This is a genomic window from Collinsella sp. LCP19S3_B7 (assembly GCF_052121795.1).
Classification (GTDB): domain Bacteria; phylum Actinomycetota; class Coriobacteriia; order Coriobacteriales; family Coriobacteriaceae; genus Collinsella.
On record NZ_JBQKDO010000003.1, the window covers coordinates 155305 to 171713 of the forward strand.

Annotated in this window: 14 protein-coding genes and 1 tRNA gene; 14 read left to right on the forward strand and 1 reads right to left on the reverse strand. The window is 61.1% G+C overall.

The window, feature by feature from the left end:
• Window positions 1–67 precede the first annotated feature (67 nt).
• The 8 genes from ACTQW0_RS02435 (at window position 68) to ACTQW0_RS02470 (ending at window position 9799) form a co-directional block, all read left to right on the forward strand.
• On the forward strand, window positions 68–364 hold the full coding sequence (locus ACTQW0_RS02435; protein ID WP_118206416.1) for a Veg family protein: 297 nt from the start codon (window positions 68–70) through the stop codon (window positions 362–364).
• A gap of 2 nt (window positions 365–366) precedes the next feature.
• Window positions 367–1263, forward strand: coding sequence for a 4-(cytidine 5'-diphospho)-2-C-methyl-D-erythritol kinase (ispE, locus tag ACTQW0_RS02440; RefSeq protein ID WP_441566754.1), 897 nt, complete (start codon window positions 367–369; stop codon window positions 1261–1263).
• 49 nt (window positions 1264–1312) lie between these two features.
• Window positions 1313–1389 (forward strand) — tRNA-Pro (locus ACTQW0_RS02445).
• A gap of 112 nt (window positions 1390–1501) precedes the next feature.
• Window positions 1502–1777 carry a twin-arginine translocase TatA/TatE family subunit gene (gene tatA / locus ACTQW0_RS02450; RefSeq protein WP_195838497.1) on the forward strand — a complete coding sequence of 92 codons (276 nt, stop codon included), beginning with the start codon at window positions 1502–1504 and terminating at the stop codon, window positions 1775–1777.
• Window positions 1778–1883: 106 nt separating this feature from the next.
• Window positions 1884–2354: a transcription elongation factor GreA gene (gene greA, locus ACTQW0_RS02455; protein ID WP_006234960.1), complete on the forward strand. Its 471-nt coding sequence runs from the start codon at window positions 1884–1886 to the stop codon at window positions 2352–2354.
• Window positions 2355–2433: 79 nt separating this feature from the next.
• Window positions 2434–4398 (forward strand): lysine--tRNA ligase, encoded by a 1965-nt coding sequence (gene lysS, locus ACTQW0_RS02460; protein WP_441566756.1) that lies wholly within the window; start codon window positions 2434–2436, stop codon window positions 4396–4398.
• A 976-nt stretch (window positions 4399–5374) separates the two neighbouring features.
• Entirely contained in the window at window positions 5375–8017 is a 2643-nt protein-coding gene (locus ACTQW0_RS02465) for an ATP-dependent Clp protease ATP-binding subunit (RefSeq protein WP_427727024.1), read from the forward strand.
• Between the two features lie 324 nt (window positions 8018–8341).
• Complete coding sequence (locus tag ACTQW0_RS02470) at window positions 8342–9799, forward strand: aminoacyl-histidine dipeptidase (protein ID WP_441566759.1); 1458 nt, start codon at window positions 8342–8344, stop codon at window positions 9797–9799.
• 80 nt (window positions 9800–9879) lie between these two features.
• On the opposite strand, the gene ACTQW0_RS02475 is transcribed toward ACTQW0_RS02470, so the two are convergent.
• Entirely contained in the window at window positions 9880–10464 is a 585-nt protein-coding gene (locus ACTQW0_RS02475; protein ID WP_427793585.1) for a manganese efflux pump MntP family protein, read from the reverse strand.
• A gap of 248 nt (window positions 10465–10712) precedes the next feature.
• Between ACTQW0_RS02475 and disA the strand changes: the two genes are divergently transcribed.
• The 6 genes from disA to ACTQW0_RS02505 all read left to right on the forward strand — a co-directional run bounded on the left by disA (window position 10713) and on the right by ACTQW0_RS02505 (window position 16198).
• Complete coding sequence (disA, locus tag ACTQW0_RS02480; RefSeq protein ID WP_441566763.1) at window positions 10713–11753, forward strand: DNA integrity scanning diadenylate cyclase DisA; 1041 nt, start codon at window positions 10713–10715, stop codon at window positions 11751–11753.
• The gene (ispD, locus tag ACTQW0_RS02485) at window positions 11753–12481 is read left to right on the forward strand and encodes a 2-C-methyl-D-erythritol 4-phosphate cytidylyltransferase (protein WP_441564464.1); all 729 of its coding nucleotides are present in this window, start codon (window positions 11753–11755) and stop codon (window positions 12479–12481) included. The genes disA and ispD overlap by 1 nt, the downstream gene beginning before the upstream one ends.
• Window positions 12471–12965, forward strand: a complete 495-nt coding sequence (gene ispF / locus ACTQW0_RS02490; protein WP_006234975.1) for a 2-C-methyl-D-erythritol 2,4-cyclodiphosphate synthase — start codon at window positions 12471–12473, stop codon at window positions 12963–12965. The genes ispD and ispF overlap by 11 nt, the downstream gene beginning before the upstream one ends.
• Before the next feature lie 3 nt (window positions 12966–12968).
• On the forward strand, window positions 12969–14435 hold the full coding sequence (gene cysS / locus ACTQW0_RS02495) for a cysteine--tRNA ligase (protein ID WP_441038940.1): 1467 nt from the start codon (window positions 12969–12971) through the stop codon (window positions 14433–14435).
• 167 nt (window positions 14436–14602) lie between these two features.
• On the forward strand, window positions 14603–15517 hold the full coding sequence (gene rlmB / locus ACTQW0_RS02500; protein WP_441566761.1) for a 23S rRNA (guanosine(2251)-2'-O)-methyltransferase RlmB: 915 nt from the start codon (window positions 14603–14605) through the stop codon (window positions 15515–15517).
• 3 nt (window positions 15518–15520) lie between these two features.
• Window positions 15521–16198, forward strand: coding sequence for an NYN domain-containing protein (locus tag ACTQW0_RS02505; RefSeq protein WP_154514764.1), 678 nt, complete (start codon window positions 15521–15523; stop codon window positions 16196–16198).
• Window positions 16199–16409 lie beyond the last annotated feature (211 nt).

Consider the following 16409-nt stretch of genomic DNA (forward strand, 5'->3'; position numbering starts at 1 on the left):
ATTAGAGTTTTGTCTATCTTAGGGGTATTATCCCCTTTTTGAATTGCACCTTCTGGAGGCCCTGTTCATGGAAGAGATGGAAGTCAATTACGTCGACGACATCCACGAGAAGCTGACCGATATGGTGGGCGATCGCGTCAAGGTGAAGGCCAACATGGGCCGTACCCGCGTTGTCGAGCGCATGGGTACCATCAAGAGCGTCCACCCGGCTGTCTTTATCGTCGAGGTTGACGAGCGCCGCGGCCGCAAGTCGCGTCAGTCCTACCAGTACATCGACGTCCTTACCGGTCAGGTTGAACTGTTCGACCCCGAGAGCGGCGAGCACATCTTTACTCCGCTCGGCAACCAGCTCGAGGAGCATTAACGGTGACCGATCGGTCCCTCATCCTTACTGCGCCGGCAAAGATTAACCTCTACCTGGGGGTTCATACCGAGCGCGATACCCGCGGCTACCACAAAGTCGATTCCCTGATGGCAGCTGTCGGCCTAGCCGATACCGTGACGGTCACGCCGGCGCAGGCGTTGACCGTCCAGACGGTTCCGGCATCAGATTTTCCCATGCAAAAGAATACTGCCTACCGCGCCGCCGTCGCCATGGCCGATCATTTCGGGCGCGAGGCAAACGTGTGCGTGACGATTGAGAAGCGCATCCCGCTGTGCGCCGGCCTGGGCGGCCCCTCGACGGATGCCGCGGCGGTTATCGTTGCCCTGGCTGAGCTGTGGGGCATCGACCGCACTGATCCTGCGCTGGATGAGATTGCGCGTGGCATCGGCGCCGACGTGCCGTTCTTTTTGCATACGAGCCCCGCATTCTACGTGGGTGGGGGAGACGTTCTGGCAACTGAGTACCCCGCGCTTCCTGTGACGCCCGTTGTGCTGGTCAAGCCGCGGGAGGCGAGCGTTTCGACAATTGAGGCCTATCGACGTTTTGACGAGGCCCCGGTGCCCGCGACTGCGCCCGGTGCCATTGCATCGGCTCTTCGCGTGAGTGATGCGAAGATGGCGTATTCGCTCATCCATAACAACTTGGGCGTCATTTCTTCTTTGATGGAGCCGCAGATCCAGGCGGTTCTCGACTGGCTGAGCGAACAGGAGGGAACCGTTGCCGTGGACGTGTGCGGGTCGGGTGCCTGCTCGTTTGCCATTTGCGACACCGCCGCCACGGCCGAAAGGCTTGTCGACGCCGCCCAGCAAAATGGCTGGTGGTCCTGCGCGACTGAGCTTATTCCCAACACGGTACAAATCGACGCGCCAAAGAAATAATAATTTCTCTAGCACGCGGCGAAAAACTTTGTTACTATAGTCGAGCTAACGGGTTGTGGCTCAGTTTGGTAGAGCACTGCGTTCGGGACGCAGGGGTCGCTGGTTCAAATCCAGTCAACCCGACCAGAGCATGAGGAGGGACCGCTTCTTGCGGTCCCTTTTTTTAGCTATTGTTGTGATACCGCGATACCCGCGGTATACTCATTCGAGCTTGTCTCGCTGTTTTGTGGAGGTCTACATGTTTGGACTGAGGGCTCCTGAGCTCATCATTATTCTCGTCGTTGTCCTGATTATCTTCGGGCCCAAGAACCTGCCGAAGCTCGGCAAGTCCCTCGGCTCTACCGTCAAGAATATCCGCGAGGGTATGGAGGGCGACGATAAGGACGAGACCAAGCAGGCCGAGGACGTTGTGGTCGAGGAGTCCGAGGAGGACAAGAAGATCGCAGAGCTCGAGGCCCAGCTCGCCGCCGCCAAGAAAAAGAAGGCAGAGGACGGCGACGCGGACGCAGAGTAGTCCCATCCCTTTGGGGTGAGCACCTGACCGGCTTGCCCGCAGGCTAGCCGGTCTTTTTCGTTATGTTGACAGTTGATTGTTACATCATAGTTGGGGAGATATCCGTATGGACGCAAGCCAGATCGTACTGACCGCTGAGGGCCGCCAGAAGCTCGTCGAGGAGCTCGCTTGGCGTGAGGGCGATTACGCCAAGGAGATCGTCGAGGACATCAAGGAAGCCCGCGCGTTTGGCGACCTTTCGGAGAACTCCGAGTACGATGCCGCCAAGGACAAGCAGGCTCAGAATGCTGCTCGCATTGCCGAGATTCAGGCTATTCTCGCCAACGCTCAGGTTGCTGCCACCACGGGCGATCTGACCGTCTCCATCGGTTCCACCGTTTCGCTGATTGATCCCAACGGTGAGGTCATGGAAGTCACGCTCGTCGGTACCACCGAGACCAACTCGCTCGAGCACAAGATCTCCAACGAGTCCCCGGTCGGCCACGCCATCATCGGCCACGGCGAGGGCGACTCCGTCGAGGTCGTTACGCCTTCCGGCAAGACTCGCGTCTACACCATCGCCAAGATCGCACGCTAGACCACGGTCCCGCGTAAAGGTATGTTTTCGCTCCCTGGGACCGAATCCTGGGGAGCGTTTTAGTTTGAGGAGCTAACTTATGGCAGAGAACCAAAACGCCGCCGAGCAGGCATCGACGCTCAACGACGAGCGCGCCACGCGCCTGGCCAAGCGCGCCGCCCTGTTCGAGGCGGGCCAGAACCCCTATCCCGAGCACTCCGAGATCGAGGACTACGTTGCCGACATCGAGGCTAAGTATGCCGATCTTGCCGATGGCGAAGACACCGAGGACGTCGTGAAGATCGGCGGCCGCGTGGTCGCCAAGCGTGGTCAGGGCAAGATCATGTTCATCGTCGTGCGCGACGCAACGGCCGAGATTCAGCTGTTCTGCCGCATCAACGACATGGATGAGGCAGCCTGGAATACGCTCAAGGCCCTCGACCTTGGCGATATCCTGGGTGTGACCGGTGTGGTTGTGCGTACTCAGCGCGGCCAGCTCTCCGTCGCCCCTAAGAGCGCGACCCTGCTCTCCAAGGCCGTTCGCCCGCTGCCCGAGAAGTTCCACGGTCTCTCCGACAAGGAGACCCGCTATCGTCAGCGCTACGTCGACCTGATCGCCAACGACGATGTTCGCGAGACCTTCCGCAAGCGCTCGCAGATCCTCTCCACCTTCCGTCGCTTTATGGAGTCCGACGGCTACATGGAGGTCGAGACCCCCATCCTGCAGACCATTCAGGGTGGCGCTACGGCTAAGCCGTTCATCACGCACTTTAACGCTCTCGATCAGGAGTGCTACCTGCGCATTGCTACCGAGCTGCACCTCAAGCGCTGCATCGTCGGTGGCTTTGAGCGCGTCTTCGAGATCGGTCGTATCTTCCGTAACGAGGGCATGGACCTCACCCACAACCCCGAGTTCACCACGATGGAGGCCTACCGTGCCTTCTCCGATCTCGAGGGCATGAAGGCGCTCGCCCAGGGCGTCATCAAGGCTGCCAACAAGGCCATCGGCAACCCCGAGGTCATCGAGTACCAGGGCCAGACCATCGATCTGTCCGGTGAGTGGGCAAGTCGTCCCATGACTGATATTGTCTCTGACGTGCTCGGCAAGAAGGTCACCATCGACACGCCTGTCGAGGAGCTTGCTGCCGCCGCGCGCGAGAAGGGCCTGGAGATCAAGCCCGAGTGGACTGCAGGCAAGATCATCGCCGAGATTTACGATGAGCTGGGCGAGGACACCATCGTCAACCCGACCTTCGTGTGCGATTACCCCATCGAGGTCAGCCCGCTCGCCAAGCGTTTTGAGGACGATCCGCGTCTGACCCACCGCTTTGAGCTGGTCATCGCCGGCCACGAGTACGCCAACGCATTCTCCGAGCTCAACGACCCGGTCGACCAGGCTGAGCGCTTTGCCGCCCAGATGGCCGAGAAGGCCGGCGGCGACGATGAGGCCATGGAGTATGACGAGGACTACGTGCGCGCCCTCGAGTACGGTATGCCTCCCGCGGGCGGCATTGGCATCGGTATCGACCGCGTGGTCATGCTGCTCACCAACCAGGCTTCTATCCGCGATGTCCTGCTGTTCCCGCACATGAAGCCCGAGAAGGGTTTCCAGTCCGGTGCCGCTGCCGCCAAGGCTGCCGAGGCTGGCAACGCCGCGAGCCCGTTCGTTAAGTCGCTCAAGCCCACGCTCGATTACTCCAAGATCGCCGTTGAGCCGCTGTTTGAGGAGTTCGTCGACTTCGATACCTTCTCCAAGAGCGATTTCCGCGCTGTGAAGGTCAAGGCATGCGAGGCCGTCAAGAAGTCCAAGAAGCTGCTGATCTTTACGCTCGACGACGGTACCGGTGCCGACCGCACCATCCTCTCCGGCATCCACGAATACTATGAGCCCGAGGACCTGGTCGGCAAGACCCTGCTTGCCATCACCAACCTGCCTCCGCGCAAGATGATGGGCATCCCCAGCTGCGGCATGCTCATCAGTGCCATCCACGAGGAGGAGGGCGAGGAGCGCCTCAACCTGATCCAGCTCGACGCTTCCATTCCCGCCGGCGCAAAGATGTACTAACTAGTTACGCGGTTCTACGAACCGCGTAACGGCTCGACGCTGTGCGGGCCGCACCTGTACAATCTGACGTTCAACTTCAAGGGCGCGACCGAAAGGTCAGCGCCCTTTCGTTTCACGTCACCTTGTCTCAAATGCAGCCCGCTCGCTGACTTATGCTCAACCTGCGACGTTGCTCTGGTTGGCACTTCGTATTCCACCGCAACTTATGGGGTCGGGGGATTATTGGTGCCCTGCATCTTCATAAACTCAACGCTTACGAAGCGTGTGCTGTTCGTGTTAGGGTAGTTCCACCACATAAGTAGTCGCAGACGCACGTACCACGGGCGGGCGAGATGAAGTCCCAGTAGCTCCATCTCGCCCGCCCGTTTTTGTTGTGCACCGCGGCGTAACACAGAAAGGATTTTGCCCTATATGCCTATCAATAAACGAGAGAGCCTGCTGTTTACCTTTATCATGTGCTTTTGCATGGTGCTCTGGATGAGCATCTACAACGTTGCCCTGCAGCATGGGGCCATCAACGGCGAGGCCATTGCCGCCGCGTGGCTCGGCTTCCCCGTTGCCTACATTTTTGCCATGTGCTGCGACTGGTTTGTTGCCAGCCCCCTTGCCAAGGGTTTCGCTTTTAAATTCCTGGTCACGCCGGGGTTGCTCGCTTTATCTTCCGACGCGCCTTCCCCATGGGAACCGTCTTTGAAGAGCAGCATATGGAGCTCGTACGTATGCCGGGCGCTCCCGTTGCCGATGTCGTCGATGACGTTGCCGAGAGTATGGACGCCGAGCCCGCCTGCTAGGCAAGAGCCTCTAACCTAGAGCGCCCGCCGCACCCGGCGATTCCTTTTTTGTAGACGTTGTCGTATGGCTGCACGCGGAAAAGGCCACAGCGGTTAACATATACTCCATATGGGTAAAGAGACCAAAGCGCCGCCACGAGTGGCGCTTTGCGTTTGAAAAACTAGCTCGTCTAAGAGGAACTAGCATGTTGGACCGTTTTACCGATCGCGCGCGCAAGGTCATGTCCATGGCCAAGCAGGAGGCGCTCGATCTTCACTCAAATAAGGTGGGTACCGAGCATCTGCTGCTCGCGCTCGCCAAGGAGGACGAGGGCATTGCCGCCGAGGCACTGCGCTCACTCGATATCTCCTACGATGACATCATGGACACGCTCAGGGAGGTCCAGACCACCGTTCCCGAGCCCAGCGAGGAGACCGAGGCCGCTAAGCTCGCCTTTACGCCGCTCGTCATCAGCGTGATGGAGCGTTCCTTCCGCGTGGCGCGCGAGAACAACCAGACCTATGTGTCGACCGAGCACCTGCTCATCGGTATCGTCGAAGAGGGCAACGGCATGGCCATGGACATTCTCATGCGCCTGGGTGTTTCGTCCGCTTCCATTAAAAAAGCCATCGAGAAGCTTACCGCCAAGGATCAAGACAAGAAGCGCCCGCTCGCCGGTGCCGGTGCCGGGCGTCCCGGTACAGGCCTGCCGTTCTTTAGCGGCTCGGACGCCTCGCAGCAAAAGGGGAGCGGCACCGACACGCTCAAGCAGTTCGCCACCAACCTTACGCAGAAGGCGCGCGACGGCGAGCTCGACCCGGTGATCGGTCGCGAAAAGGAAGTCCAGCGCATGATGGAGATCCTTTCGCGCCGCACCAAGAACAACCCGCTTATCTTGGGTGACCCCGGCGTGGGCAAGACGGCCATCGTCGAGGGCCTAGCGCAGCAGATCGCTGCCGGCAACGTGCCCGAGAACCTTATGAACCAGAACATCTGGACGCTCGACCTGCCGGGTCTTGTCGCGGGCGCCAAATATCGCGGTGAGTTTGAGGAGCGTCTCAAGAACGTAATCCAGGAGGCAACCGAAGCCGACGACGTCATCCTGTTTATCGACGAGATGCACACCATCATCGGTGCCGGTTCTGCCGAGGGATCCATCGATGCAAGCTCCATGCTCAAGCCCGTGCTCGCGCGCGGCGCTTTCCAGATCATCGGTGCCACCACGGCCGAGGAGTTCCGCAAGTACCTCACCAAGGACCCGGCCTTCGAGCGCCGCTTCCAGACCATCGATGTTGAGGAGCCAAGCGTCGAGGACACGGTCAAGATCCTGACCGCGCTCAAGCCACGCTACGAGGAGCACCACCACGTGCGCTATACGCAGGGTGCCATCGAGGCTGCCGCGAACCTCTCCAACCGCTACATCCAGGATCGCTTCCTGCCCGATAAGGCCATCGACCTCATCGACGAGGCCGGCGCCCGCGCCCGCATTGCCGCCAACCGTGCGCCTGAGCCGGTGCGCGAGGCCGAGCATCGCGTGGAGGAGCTCAAGGCTGCCGCGCAGGAGGCCACCGAGGGCGACGACATGAACAAGGCCGCCGAGATTACCGAGCAGCAGAAGGCTGCCGAGATTGAGCTCGCCGAGGCCAAGGCAGCTTGGACGGCCGAGCTCGACGCCAGCCCGCTCACCATCGATGTCGCCCAGGTTGCCGACATCGTGTCCGTGACCTCGGGCGTGCCGGTGTCTTCGCTCACCGAGAGCGAAAGCCGTCGTCTGTTGCAGACCGAAAGCGTGCTCAAGACCCGCATTATCGGCCAGGATGAAGCTGTCGAGGCCGTGGCCAAGGCAGTGCGCCGCAGCCGCTCGCCGCTCAAGGACCCGCGTCGTCCCGGCGGCAGCTTCATCTTCTTGGGTCCTACCGGCACAGGCAAGACCGAGCTCGCCAAGACGCTCGCCGAGTACCTCTTTGGCAGCAAGGACGCGCTTATCAGCTTCGACATGTCGGAGTTTGGCAGCGAGTTCGAGGTCTCCAAGCTTATCGGTAGCCCCCCGGGCTACGTGGGCCACGACGAGGGCGGTCAGCTCACCAAGGCCGTTCGCCGTCACCCGTACTCGGTCGTGCTGTTCGACGAGATCGAGAAGGCGCACCCCGATATCTTCAACATCTTGCTGCAGGTGCTTGAGGAGGGTCGCCTGACCGACAGCCAGGGCAAGACGGTCGATTTCCGCAACACCGTGATCATCATGACGTCCAACGTGGGCGCCCGCGAGATTGCGCAGGATGCGAGCGTTGGCTTTGGCACCACCGGTGAGCAGGGTCTTACCTCGAGCGAGATTAAGGGCCGTGCGATGGGCGAACTCAAGCGCCTGTTCCGCCCCGAGCTGCTCAACCGTATCGATGACATCGTGGTGTTTCAGAAGCTTTCGGGCGAGAACCTGACCAAGATCGCTCACCTGCTGGTGGACGACCTGCGCCAGCGCCTGATTGCCAACGGCATGAACATCAAACTCACCGATGCGGCCTACGACAAGATCGTAGCCGAGGGTACCGACCTCACCAACGGCGCACGTCCGCTGCGCCGCGCCATCCAAAAGCTCATCGAGGATCCGCTGTCCGAGGAGCTGCTGGCCGGCGAGTGGGGCAGCGGCGATACCGTCCTGTGCGACGTGGCCGACGGCAAGTTCGTCTTTAGCCACGGTACGGGCGAGATCCCAGCGCCGCGTCCGGCAGGTGCGCTTGGGGGCGATACCGCTCCGGAAGCGCCGCACACCGGAAACGCCGCGCCTGTGAGCAGTGGCGTAAGCTCGGGCCCCGGCGGCATGATGCAAGCCGGTTCCGGCGCGCTGTAGGGCGTAACAAAACCTTGTGTCCACGAGGGCGTTCCAAAGGAGCGCCCTTTTTTCTGTTGGAAAGGCCCCTCGTTCAAAGTAAATCTCATTAAACATACCAACGGTGTATGCATAAGCGTTGATCGAGCATTGAGGTTGGTTAAAGGGTCCAACGTCCCTTCGGCGCGGTGCGTCTACCTGCTTTATCTTAATAAAGTGGCGTTTCTCCGCCGTTAGCCGATGATGCGAGAGCGCTCGGCGTTTTCGACTGGTTTATGCAAACGAAGTCTGGGAATATACAAGGCGCATGTCTTATTGTCTAACCAGTTGCGCCAAGGAGGCACCATGGACTACAAGATCACCGGCTATGAGCCCGCCCAGCTGTTCCATTTCTTTGAGGAGGTCAGCGCGATCCCCCGTGGGTCTGGCAACGAGAAGGGCATCAGCGATTTCCTGGTTGCGTTTGCCAAGGAGCGCGGCCTCGATGTGTACCAGGACGAGGTCTACAACGTCATCATTCGCAAGCCCGCATCTGCCGGTGCCGAGAATGCCCCGACCGTAATGCTGCAGGGCCACATCGATATGGTGTGCGACAAGCTGGGCTCCGTTGAGCACGACTTTACGACCGATGGTATCGACCTGCTCGTCAAGGACGGCGTTCTCACCGCTAACGGCACCACGCTGGGCGCCGACAACGGTATCGCCGTCGCTCTGATGCTCACTGTTCTCGATGACGATTCGATCGTTCACCCCGCCCTCGAGTGCGTATTCACCACCGACGAGGAGACTGGCCTGGTCGGCGCCGAGACGCTCGACAAGTCTCAGATTAGCGCCCGCACCATGATCAACCTTGACTCCGAGGAAGAGGGCGTTGCCACCGTCAGCTGCGCCGGCGGCGTCGTCGTTACCTACACCTGCCCGATCGCGCGCGAGCACAAGACCGGTAGCACCCTCACGTTCGACATCTCCGGCCTGCTGGGCGGTCACTCCGGCAGCGATATCCACCTGGAGCGCGGCAACGGCAACCTCATCATGGCCCGCATCATTGACCGCCTGATGGTTGCCGGCGAGCCCGCCATCGTTAGCTTTAACGGCGGCACCAAGGACAACGCCATCAACCGTGAGTGCAAGGCTGTTCTGGTCTACGCCGACCACGCTGCCGCCGAGGCCGCGGCCCAGATCGCAAAGGGCATTATCGCCGACGTCACTGCCGAGCTCGAGGTCTTCGACCCCGGCTTTACCTGCACTGTCGAGATTGCCGACGACGCCGAGGTCGAGGCCATGGACGAGAAGTCCGCGCTTGCCCTCATCCGCGCCCTGCGTCTTGCCCCCAATGGCGTGATCCGCCGCAACGTTGCTACCGACGGCTCCGTCGAGGTTTCCTCCAACATCGGTGTGGTTGCCACTTCTGACGACGAGGTCAAGATTATGCTGTCCCCGCGCTCCTCGATCACCTCGCTGCAGAACGAGTTCAAGGACCGCCTGCAGACGCTGGCCGATATCTTGGGCTTCGACGCCAAGTTTGAGTTCGAGTATCCCGGCTGGAGCTATGCCGAGCATTCGCCGGTCCGCGACGTCTTTATCGAGAGCTATCGCGAGCTCTTTGGATCCGAGCTGCGCATCGAGTCCATTCACGCCGGCCTTGAGTGCGGCCTGTTTGCCGAGGCCCTGCACGGCCTGGACGCCATCGCCGTGGGCCCGACGCTCTCCGATGTCCACACCCCGGACGAGAGCATGGAGCTCGCTTCTGCCGAGCGCTTCTACGAGCTGCTCATCGACGTCCTCAAGCGCCTTGCCGCGTAAAGGTCGCCTTGGTTAAGCCGCTCTAAAACGGCTGGCTATGAAAACGGCCGCCTGGCGTAATGCCGGGCGGCCGTTATTCGTCACAGTGCGAGGATCCCAAGGTGCTCAAGTAGGATCTTAAGCCCGATGAGGACGAGTACGACGCCACCCACGATGGTGGCGGGTTTTTCGTAGCGCGCGCCAAAGGTGTGGCCGATCGCTACGCCGGCGACGGAGAAGATAAACGTTGTGACGCCGATAAGTGATACAGAGGGCACGATATCGACCGAGAGCGCGGCAAACGAGATGCCCACGGCGAGCGCGTCAATCGAGGTGGCGATGGCAAGGATTAGGTACTCGCCCAGGTCGATCTTTTCGGCATCCTTGCCGTCGCCTTCGTCCTCATCCTCGTCTTCGGTAAAGGTTTCCCACAGCATCTTGCCGCCGATAAAGGCCAAAAGGATAAAGGCGATCCAATGGTCTATGGGACCGATGATGCCCATGAACTGGCTGCCGAGTGCCCAACCGATTACGGGCATGCCGGCCTGAAAGCCGCCAAAGAAAAGGCCGAGCACAACGGCGACTTTAAGGTTGATCTTTTTCATGCCGAGACCCTTGCAGATGGAAACGGCAAAGGCGTCCATCGAAAGGCCAACGGCGAGCAACACGAGCTCTGCGAGTCCCATAGTCTGGCCCCCTCTCTGCGGGCGAACCCGATTACACGACTACTCCCTCATTTATATGAGACCCGATGCTACCACATGAGCAGCCAAAAGAGCCCCGTCCCAAATGAGCTACCTAAGCGGTGTTCGCTCATTCTGTAAGCATCGGAATTTGCGGGCGTCACAGGGGCAAACCGTGAGAAACTTATTGACGTTTATGGAGCGTATACGATGGGAGCGATGCCTTGGATAAGAACGAGCTGCAAAAGCGTATGGAACAGGCCATCCGCCTGACGGCACCTGGCCAGCCGATCCGCACCGCCCTTGACATGATCATCGCCGGTCACCTGGGTGCCCTTATCTGCGTCGGCGACACCGAAAACGTGCTCGCTGCCGGTAACGACGGCTTCCCGCTCAACATTTCGTTTACCTCGAACCGCCTGTTCGAGCTTTCCAAGATGGACGGCGCCATCGTCATCGACGGCGACCTTACCCAGATCCTGCGCGCCAATTTCCACCTCAATCCCGACCCCTCGCTCGCCACGAGCGAGACGGGCATGCGTCACCGTACTGCCGCTCGCATGTCGGTGCTCACCGACGCCATCGTGATCTCGGTCTCGGCCCGTCGTGCCGTCGTCAACGTGTATGTGCACGGCAAGAGCTATGAGATTCAGCCCGTCACCACCATCATGAGCTCGGTCAACCAGCTCGTCGCTACGCTTCAGACCACCCGTCAGTCGCTCGACCGCTCCCTGCTGCGTCTGACGGCCCTCGAGCTGGACGACTACGTCACGCTCGCCGACATCACCGGCATTTTCTCGAGTTTCGAGATCATGCAGCAGGCAAAGACCGAGCTTAAGGATTGCATTGTCAAGCTGGGCAACCAGGGCAAGCTCGTGCAGATGCAGCTCGAGCAGCTCGCCGGCTCCAGCATGGATACCGAGTACGACTTGATGATTCGCGACTACGCAAGCGATTCCTCCGAGATAAACGCCGAGAAGATCCGTGCCGAGCTTAGCCGTATGACGCCCAAGGACTTGTCCGACCCGCAGCATGTGGCGGCGGTTCTGGGTTACGACGACCTGGACGAGGACTCCGTCATGACGCCGCTGGGCCTGCGCACGCTTTCGCGCGTGTCCGTCGTGCGCGACGGCGTGGCCGAGAAGATCGTCGACGAGTATGGCTCGCTGCAGGAGCTCATGGACGACATCAGCAAGGATCCGGAGCGCCTGGGCGACTTTGGCGTTAACAACCCTGCCATTCTTGCGGACTCCCTGTACCGCATGAAGGGCACCAAACAGGGGAACGCATAATGGCGCCCGTATGCGCCGTGGTCGTTGCCGGTGGCAGCGGCCAGCGCTTTGGTAATCCCGGTGGCAAGCAGCTCGTCAATGTAGCGGGCCGTCCGCTTATGAGCTGGTCCATCCGCGCGTTTGACCGTAGCGATAAGGTCGGCCATATCGTCGTGGTTTGCCCTGCCGAGCGTCGTGCCGAGATGCGCCGCCTGGCCATCAGCCCGTATTCGTATGACACGCCCATCAGCTTCGCCGATGCCGGCGATACTCGCCAGGACTCCACTCGTGCCGGCGTGCATGCGGTGCCGGCAGGCTTTGAATACGTCGCCATTCACGACGGCGCTCGTCCGCTCATTACTACCGAGGCCATCGATCACGCTATCGACGTGCTCGTGAGTGACCGCTCGCTCGACGGTGTCGTGTGTGGCCAGCCCGCGATCGACACGCTCAAGATCGTCGATGGGGACAACATCGTCGAGACGCCGCCACGCGAACTCTATTGGGCCGCGCAGACGCCGCAGATCTTTAGTGTCGACGCCATGAAACGCGCCCATGCCGCGGCGATTGCCGAGGGCTTTATCGGTACGGACGATTCGTCACTGGTCGAGCGCATGGGTGGGCGCGTCCACTGCGTCCAGAGCCCGCGCGACAACCTTAAGGTGACGGTGCCCGAGGACTTGCGTCCCGTAACCGCGATTTTGCTCGGGCGGATGGCCGAGAGAGAGGACCTTCCCCATGTTCAGTAACCTGCGCATTGGCCACGGCTACGACGTCCACCGTTTGGTGGAGGGGCGTCGATGTATCATCGGCGGGGTCGACATTCCCTACGAGCGCGGCCTGCTGGGCCACTCGGATGCCGATGTGCTCGCGCACGCGCTGGCCGACGCTATTCTGGGCGCCTGCCGCGGGGGAGACATTGGCAAGCTGTTCCCCGACACCGACCCCGCCTACGAGGGTGCCGACTCGATGGTGTTGCTTGCCCGCGTAATGGACTATGCGCGCGAGCTGGGCTTTGAGTTTGTCGATGCCGACTGCACCATTGCCTGCCAGCAGCCTAAGATCACCCCGCACCGCGATGCCATGCGTGCCAACTTGGCCCATGCCCTGGGCGTTGACGTCGAAAACGTGGGCGTCGCCGCCACCACGACCGAAAAGCTCGGTTGGGAAGGTCAAGGCGAGGGAATTGGCGCCTGGGCCGTCTGCCTGCTACAGAAAACCGTTAAGGAGTAACGAATGCGTATCTACAACAGCGCTACCCATAAAAAGGAAGAGTTCCAGCCCATCGAGCCCGGCAAGGTCCGCATGTACGTGTGCGGCCCCACGGTTTACGACAACATCCACATCGGCAACGCACGCACGTTCATCAGCTTCGATGTGATTCGACGCTGGCTCATCGCGAGCGGCTACGAGGTCACGTTCGCCCAGAACCTCACCGATGTCGACGACAAGATCATCAAGCGCGCCAACGAGCAGGGCCGTACGGCCGCCGAGGTCGCGACGGAGTTCTCGGATAAGTTTATTGGCGTCATGCGCGCTGCCAACGTGCTCGATCCCGATGTGCGCCCCCGCGCCACCAAGGAGATCGGCCCCATGATTGCCATGATCAAGGCGCTCATCGAGCAGGGCCACGCTTACGCCGCCGATAACGGCGACGTGTACTTTTCCGTGCGCAGCGATCCCAACTACGGTCAGGTCTCGGGCCGCAACATCGACGACCTTATGGTGGGTGCGCGCATCGAGGAGAACGAGGACAAGAACGACCCGCTCGACTTTGCCCTGTGGAAGGCCGCCAAGCCCGGCGAGCCCAGCTGGCCGAGCCCCTGGGGCGAGGGCCGTCCCGGCTGGCACACCGAGTGCGCCGCCATGGTGCACCGCTACCTGGGTACCCCGATCGACATTCACGGCGGTGGCTCCGACCTTGCCTTCCCGCATCACGAGAACGAGTGCGCCCAGGCTGCCTGCGCCTGGCACCAGGGCTTCTCCAACACCTGGATGCACACGGGCATGCTGCTGGTCGACGGCGAGAAGATGTCCAAGTCGCTTGGTAACTTCTTTACGCTGGCCGAGGTGCTCGAGCAGCACTCCGCTGCCGCCCTGCGCCTGCTGATGCTGCAGACGAGCTATCGCTCGCCGCTCGACTTTTCCTGGGAGCGCCTGGAGGGTGCCGAGAATTCGCTCACGCGTATCGCCGGTACGGTCGAGAACCTGCGCTGGGCCGCGAACCATGCGACGGCCGATGCCGATGAGGCAGCATCTGAGGCGTTTGCCGCCAAGGCTGCCGAGACCCGTGCCACCTTTAAGGAGTGCATGGACGACGACTTTAACACCGCCGGTGCCATGGGCGCCGTCTTTGGTTTTGTCACCGAGTGCAATCAGTATCTGGAGCAGGCGGGCGACGCTGCCGACAAGGCCGCGGCTCTTGCTGCCGCCGATACGCTGGTCGAGCTGCTCGATACGTTTGGCGTTGAGCTTCCCGAGCCCAAGGTCGAGCTGCCGCTGGGCCTTTTGGGCGTTGCCGCCGGCTTGGTTGCCTACACTGGTGACGACGTGGACGAGGCCGCTGCCAAGATTCTCGAGGCTCGCGCCGAGGCCCGTGCCGCCAAGAACTGGGACTTGGCAGACGCCATCCGCGATCAACTCAAGGACCTGGGCCTGACGATTGAAGATACCGCCGCCGGCACCCGTATCAAATCCCTCTAACCCCCGCGGGTTTCCCAAGCACCCGACCGCCCGAGCCACGGCACCTTGCCTTTCAATCGTCGGGCATGACTTCAAGGTCTATGCCCTCTTCTTTCAAGGCAATCTGCCGCACCTCGGGCGGTCGGTCTATTTGTTTCGTTTGATAGTTGTATTTAGGAGGCCGTCCTATGGCCGACAATCGCAAGCGTGCGCCTCGTGGCGGCAAGCAGGCCGCTTCTGGCTCGCGTCCGATTCGCCGAAATGACCGCGCTGCCGCTTCCAAGGGCCAGCGCGATCGCACCCAAGCTGCGCGTCCGCAGCGCGATCGCAACCGCGACGCTGTCCAGGCTCCCAAGGGCGAGTTTATCGAAGGCCGTCGTGCTGCCGTCGAGGCGCTGCGCACCGGTTTTCCCATCAAGTGCGCGCTCATTGCCGAGGGCGGGGAGCGCGATGCCGCCCTGTCTCGTCTGGTCGATGACCTCAACGCCGCGGGTGTCCGCATTAAGTACGTGCCACGCGCGCAGCTCGATACGCTGTCGAGCCATGGCGCTCACCAGGGCATTGCGCTCGAGGTGGGTAACTTCCCTTATGCGGATGTCGCCGATATCCTCGACCGTGCAGGCGAGGGTCCGGCACTTGTCGTGGTGCTCGACCACGTGACCGACGACGGTAACTTTGGCGCCATCGTGCGCTCCGCCGAGGTTGTAGGCGCCGCGGGCGTCATTATTGCCAACAAGCGCGCTGCCGGCGTGACCGTGGGCAGCTACAAGACCTCAGCCGGCGCCGTCATGCATCTGCCTATCGCACAGGTCCCCAATATCGCTCGTGCACTCGACGATCTTAAGGCCGCTGGCTTTTGGGTGGGCGGCGCCTCCGAGCACGCCGAGGGCAGTTGCTGGGATGCTCCCTTCGAGGGCCGCGTGGCGCTTGTCATGGGCTCCGAGGGCGACGGCATCTCGCGCCTGGTACTCGAGAAATGCGACTTTTTGACCAAGCTTCCTCAGCGTGGCATGACCGAGAGCCTCAACGTTGCCCAGGCAACGACGGCACTGTGCTTTGAGTGGCTACGTCGCAACGCCGGCGAGCTCATGGGGGAGGAGTAGCGCATGTCCAAGAAGAACCGCGCCAAGTCTAAGGCCAAGCGCTTTGGCGAAGGCTCGGCCAAGCCGATTGTCTCGGCCGCGACCTACGGCGTGGGCGGCAATGCGTTTGCGCAGGCTATCGCCGACCCGGTCTCGACGGTTCACTCCAATAAGCCCGAGCTGCTGGTGGTCGACGGCTACAATGTGATCCACTGCACGCCGCGCTACGAAAAGCTCGTGTACGACCATTCCGACGATCCGTATTCCAGCGACGTTCACGATATGGCGCGCACCGCCCTTATCAACGACGTTGCCGCCTTTGCCCAGGGCCGCTACGAGGCCGTAATTGTGTTTGACGGTGCAGGCAATATCTCTAGCGAGCGTCCCAACTTGCCGGCTCGCGGCGTGCGCATCGAGTTTTCGCCGACGGGCGTATCGGCCGATACCGTGGTACAAAAGCTCTGCATCGAGGCGCGCGAGGAAGGCCGCGCGTGCTCCGTGGTGTCGAGTGACGGCACAATTCAAGCCGTCGTCATGGGCAAGGGCGTTACGCGTATCTCGAGCCGCATGCTGGTGGACGAGATCAAACAGATCGATAACGACGTCCGCGAGGCAGAGGAGGCTCCGCAGATCAAGATGACTCTGGGCAGTCGCCTGAGCCCCGAGGCACTGGCCAAGCTCAAGGCCCTGCGCGGGAGGTAGGTAAACCTTCTATGGGGAGCTGCTTTCTCGATTGATCAACCAACTGGTTTGTAATCAATGGGTTGCGGCTTGACATCGCCAAAACGAATAGTTTTTGGTTGGTGACGCATAATTTCTTTCGCAAATTGACAACCGCATAGCGGAACACGGCCCGCGCCCCGTCATATGATTTCTAGCGACTAAACAACAAATCACCGACGAAGGGGGCACG

What these genes read in the sequence shown, in the direction of transcription:
- ACTQW0_RS02435 (WP_118206416.1), top strand. Translation starts at nt 68, where the DNA reads ATGGAAGAGATGGAAGTCAATTACGTCGACGACATCCACGAGAAGCTG.
- lysS (WP_441566756.1), top strand. Translation starts at nt 2,434, where the DNA reads ATGGCAGAGAACCAAAACGCCGCCGAGCAGGCATCGACGCTCAACGAC.
- greA (WP_006234960.1), top strand. Translation starts at nt 1,884, where the DNA reads ATGGACGCAAGCCAGATCGTACTGACCGCTGAGGGCCGCCAGAAGCTC.
- cysS (WP_441038940.1), top strand. Translation starts at nt 12,969, where the DNA reads ATGCGTATCTACAACAGCGCTACCCATAAAAAGGAAGAGTTCCAGCCC.
- ispF (WP_006234975.1), top strand. Translation starts at nt 12,471, where the DNA reads ATGTTCAGTAACCTGCGCATTGGCCACGGCTACGACGTCCACCGTTTG.
- ACTQW0_RS02475 (WP_427793585.1), bottom strand. Translation starts at nt 10,464, where the DNA reads ATGGGACTCGCAGAGCTCGTGTTGCTCGCCGTTGGCCTTTCGATGGAC.
- ACTQW0_RS02505 (WP_154514764.1), top strand. Translation starts at nt 15,521, where the DNA reads ATGTCCAAGAAGAACCGCGCCAAGTCTAAGGCCAAGCGCTTTGGCGAA.
- rlmB (WP_441566761.1), top strand. Translation starts at nt 14,603, where the DNA reads ATGGCCGACAATCGCAAGCGTGCGCCTCGTGGCGGCAAGCAGGCCGCT.
- disA (WP_441566763.1), top strand. Translation starts at nt 10,713, where the DNA reads ATGGAACAGGCCATCCGCCTGACGGCACCTGGCCAGCCGATCCGCACC.
- ACTQW0_RS02470 (WP_441566759.1), top strand. Translation starts at nt 8,342, where the DNA reads ATGGACTACAAGATCACCGGCTATGAGCCCGCCCAGCTGTTCCATTTC.
- ACTQW0_RS02465 (WP_427727024.1), top strand. Translation starts at nt 5,375, where the DNA reads ATGTTGGACCGTTTTACCGATCGCGCGCGCAAGGTCATGTCCATGGCC.
- ispD (WP_441564464.1), top strand. Translation starts at nt 11,753, where the DNA reads ATGGCGCCCGTATGCGCCGTGGTCGTTGCCGGTGGCAGCGGCCAGCGC.
- tatA (WP_195838497.1), top strand. Translation starts at nt 1,502, where the DNA reads ATGTTTGGACTGAGGGCTCCTGAGCTCATCATTATTCTCGTCGTTGTC.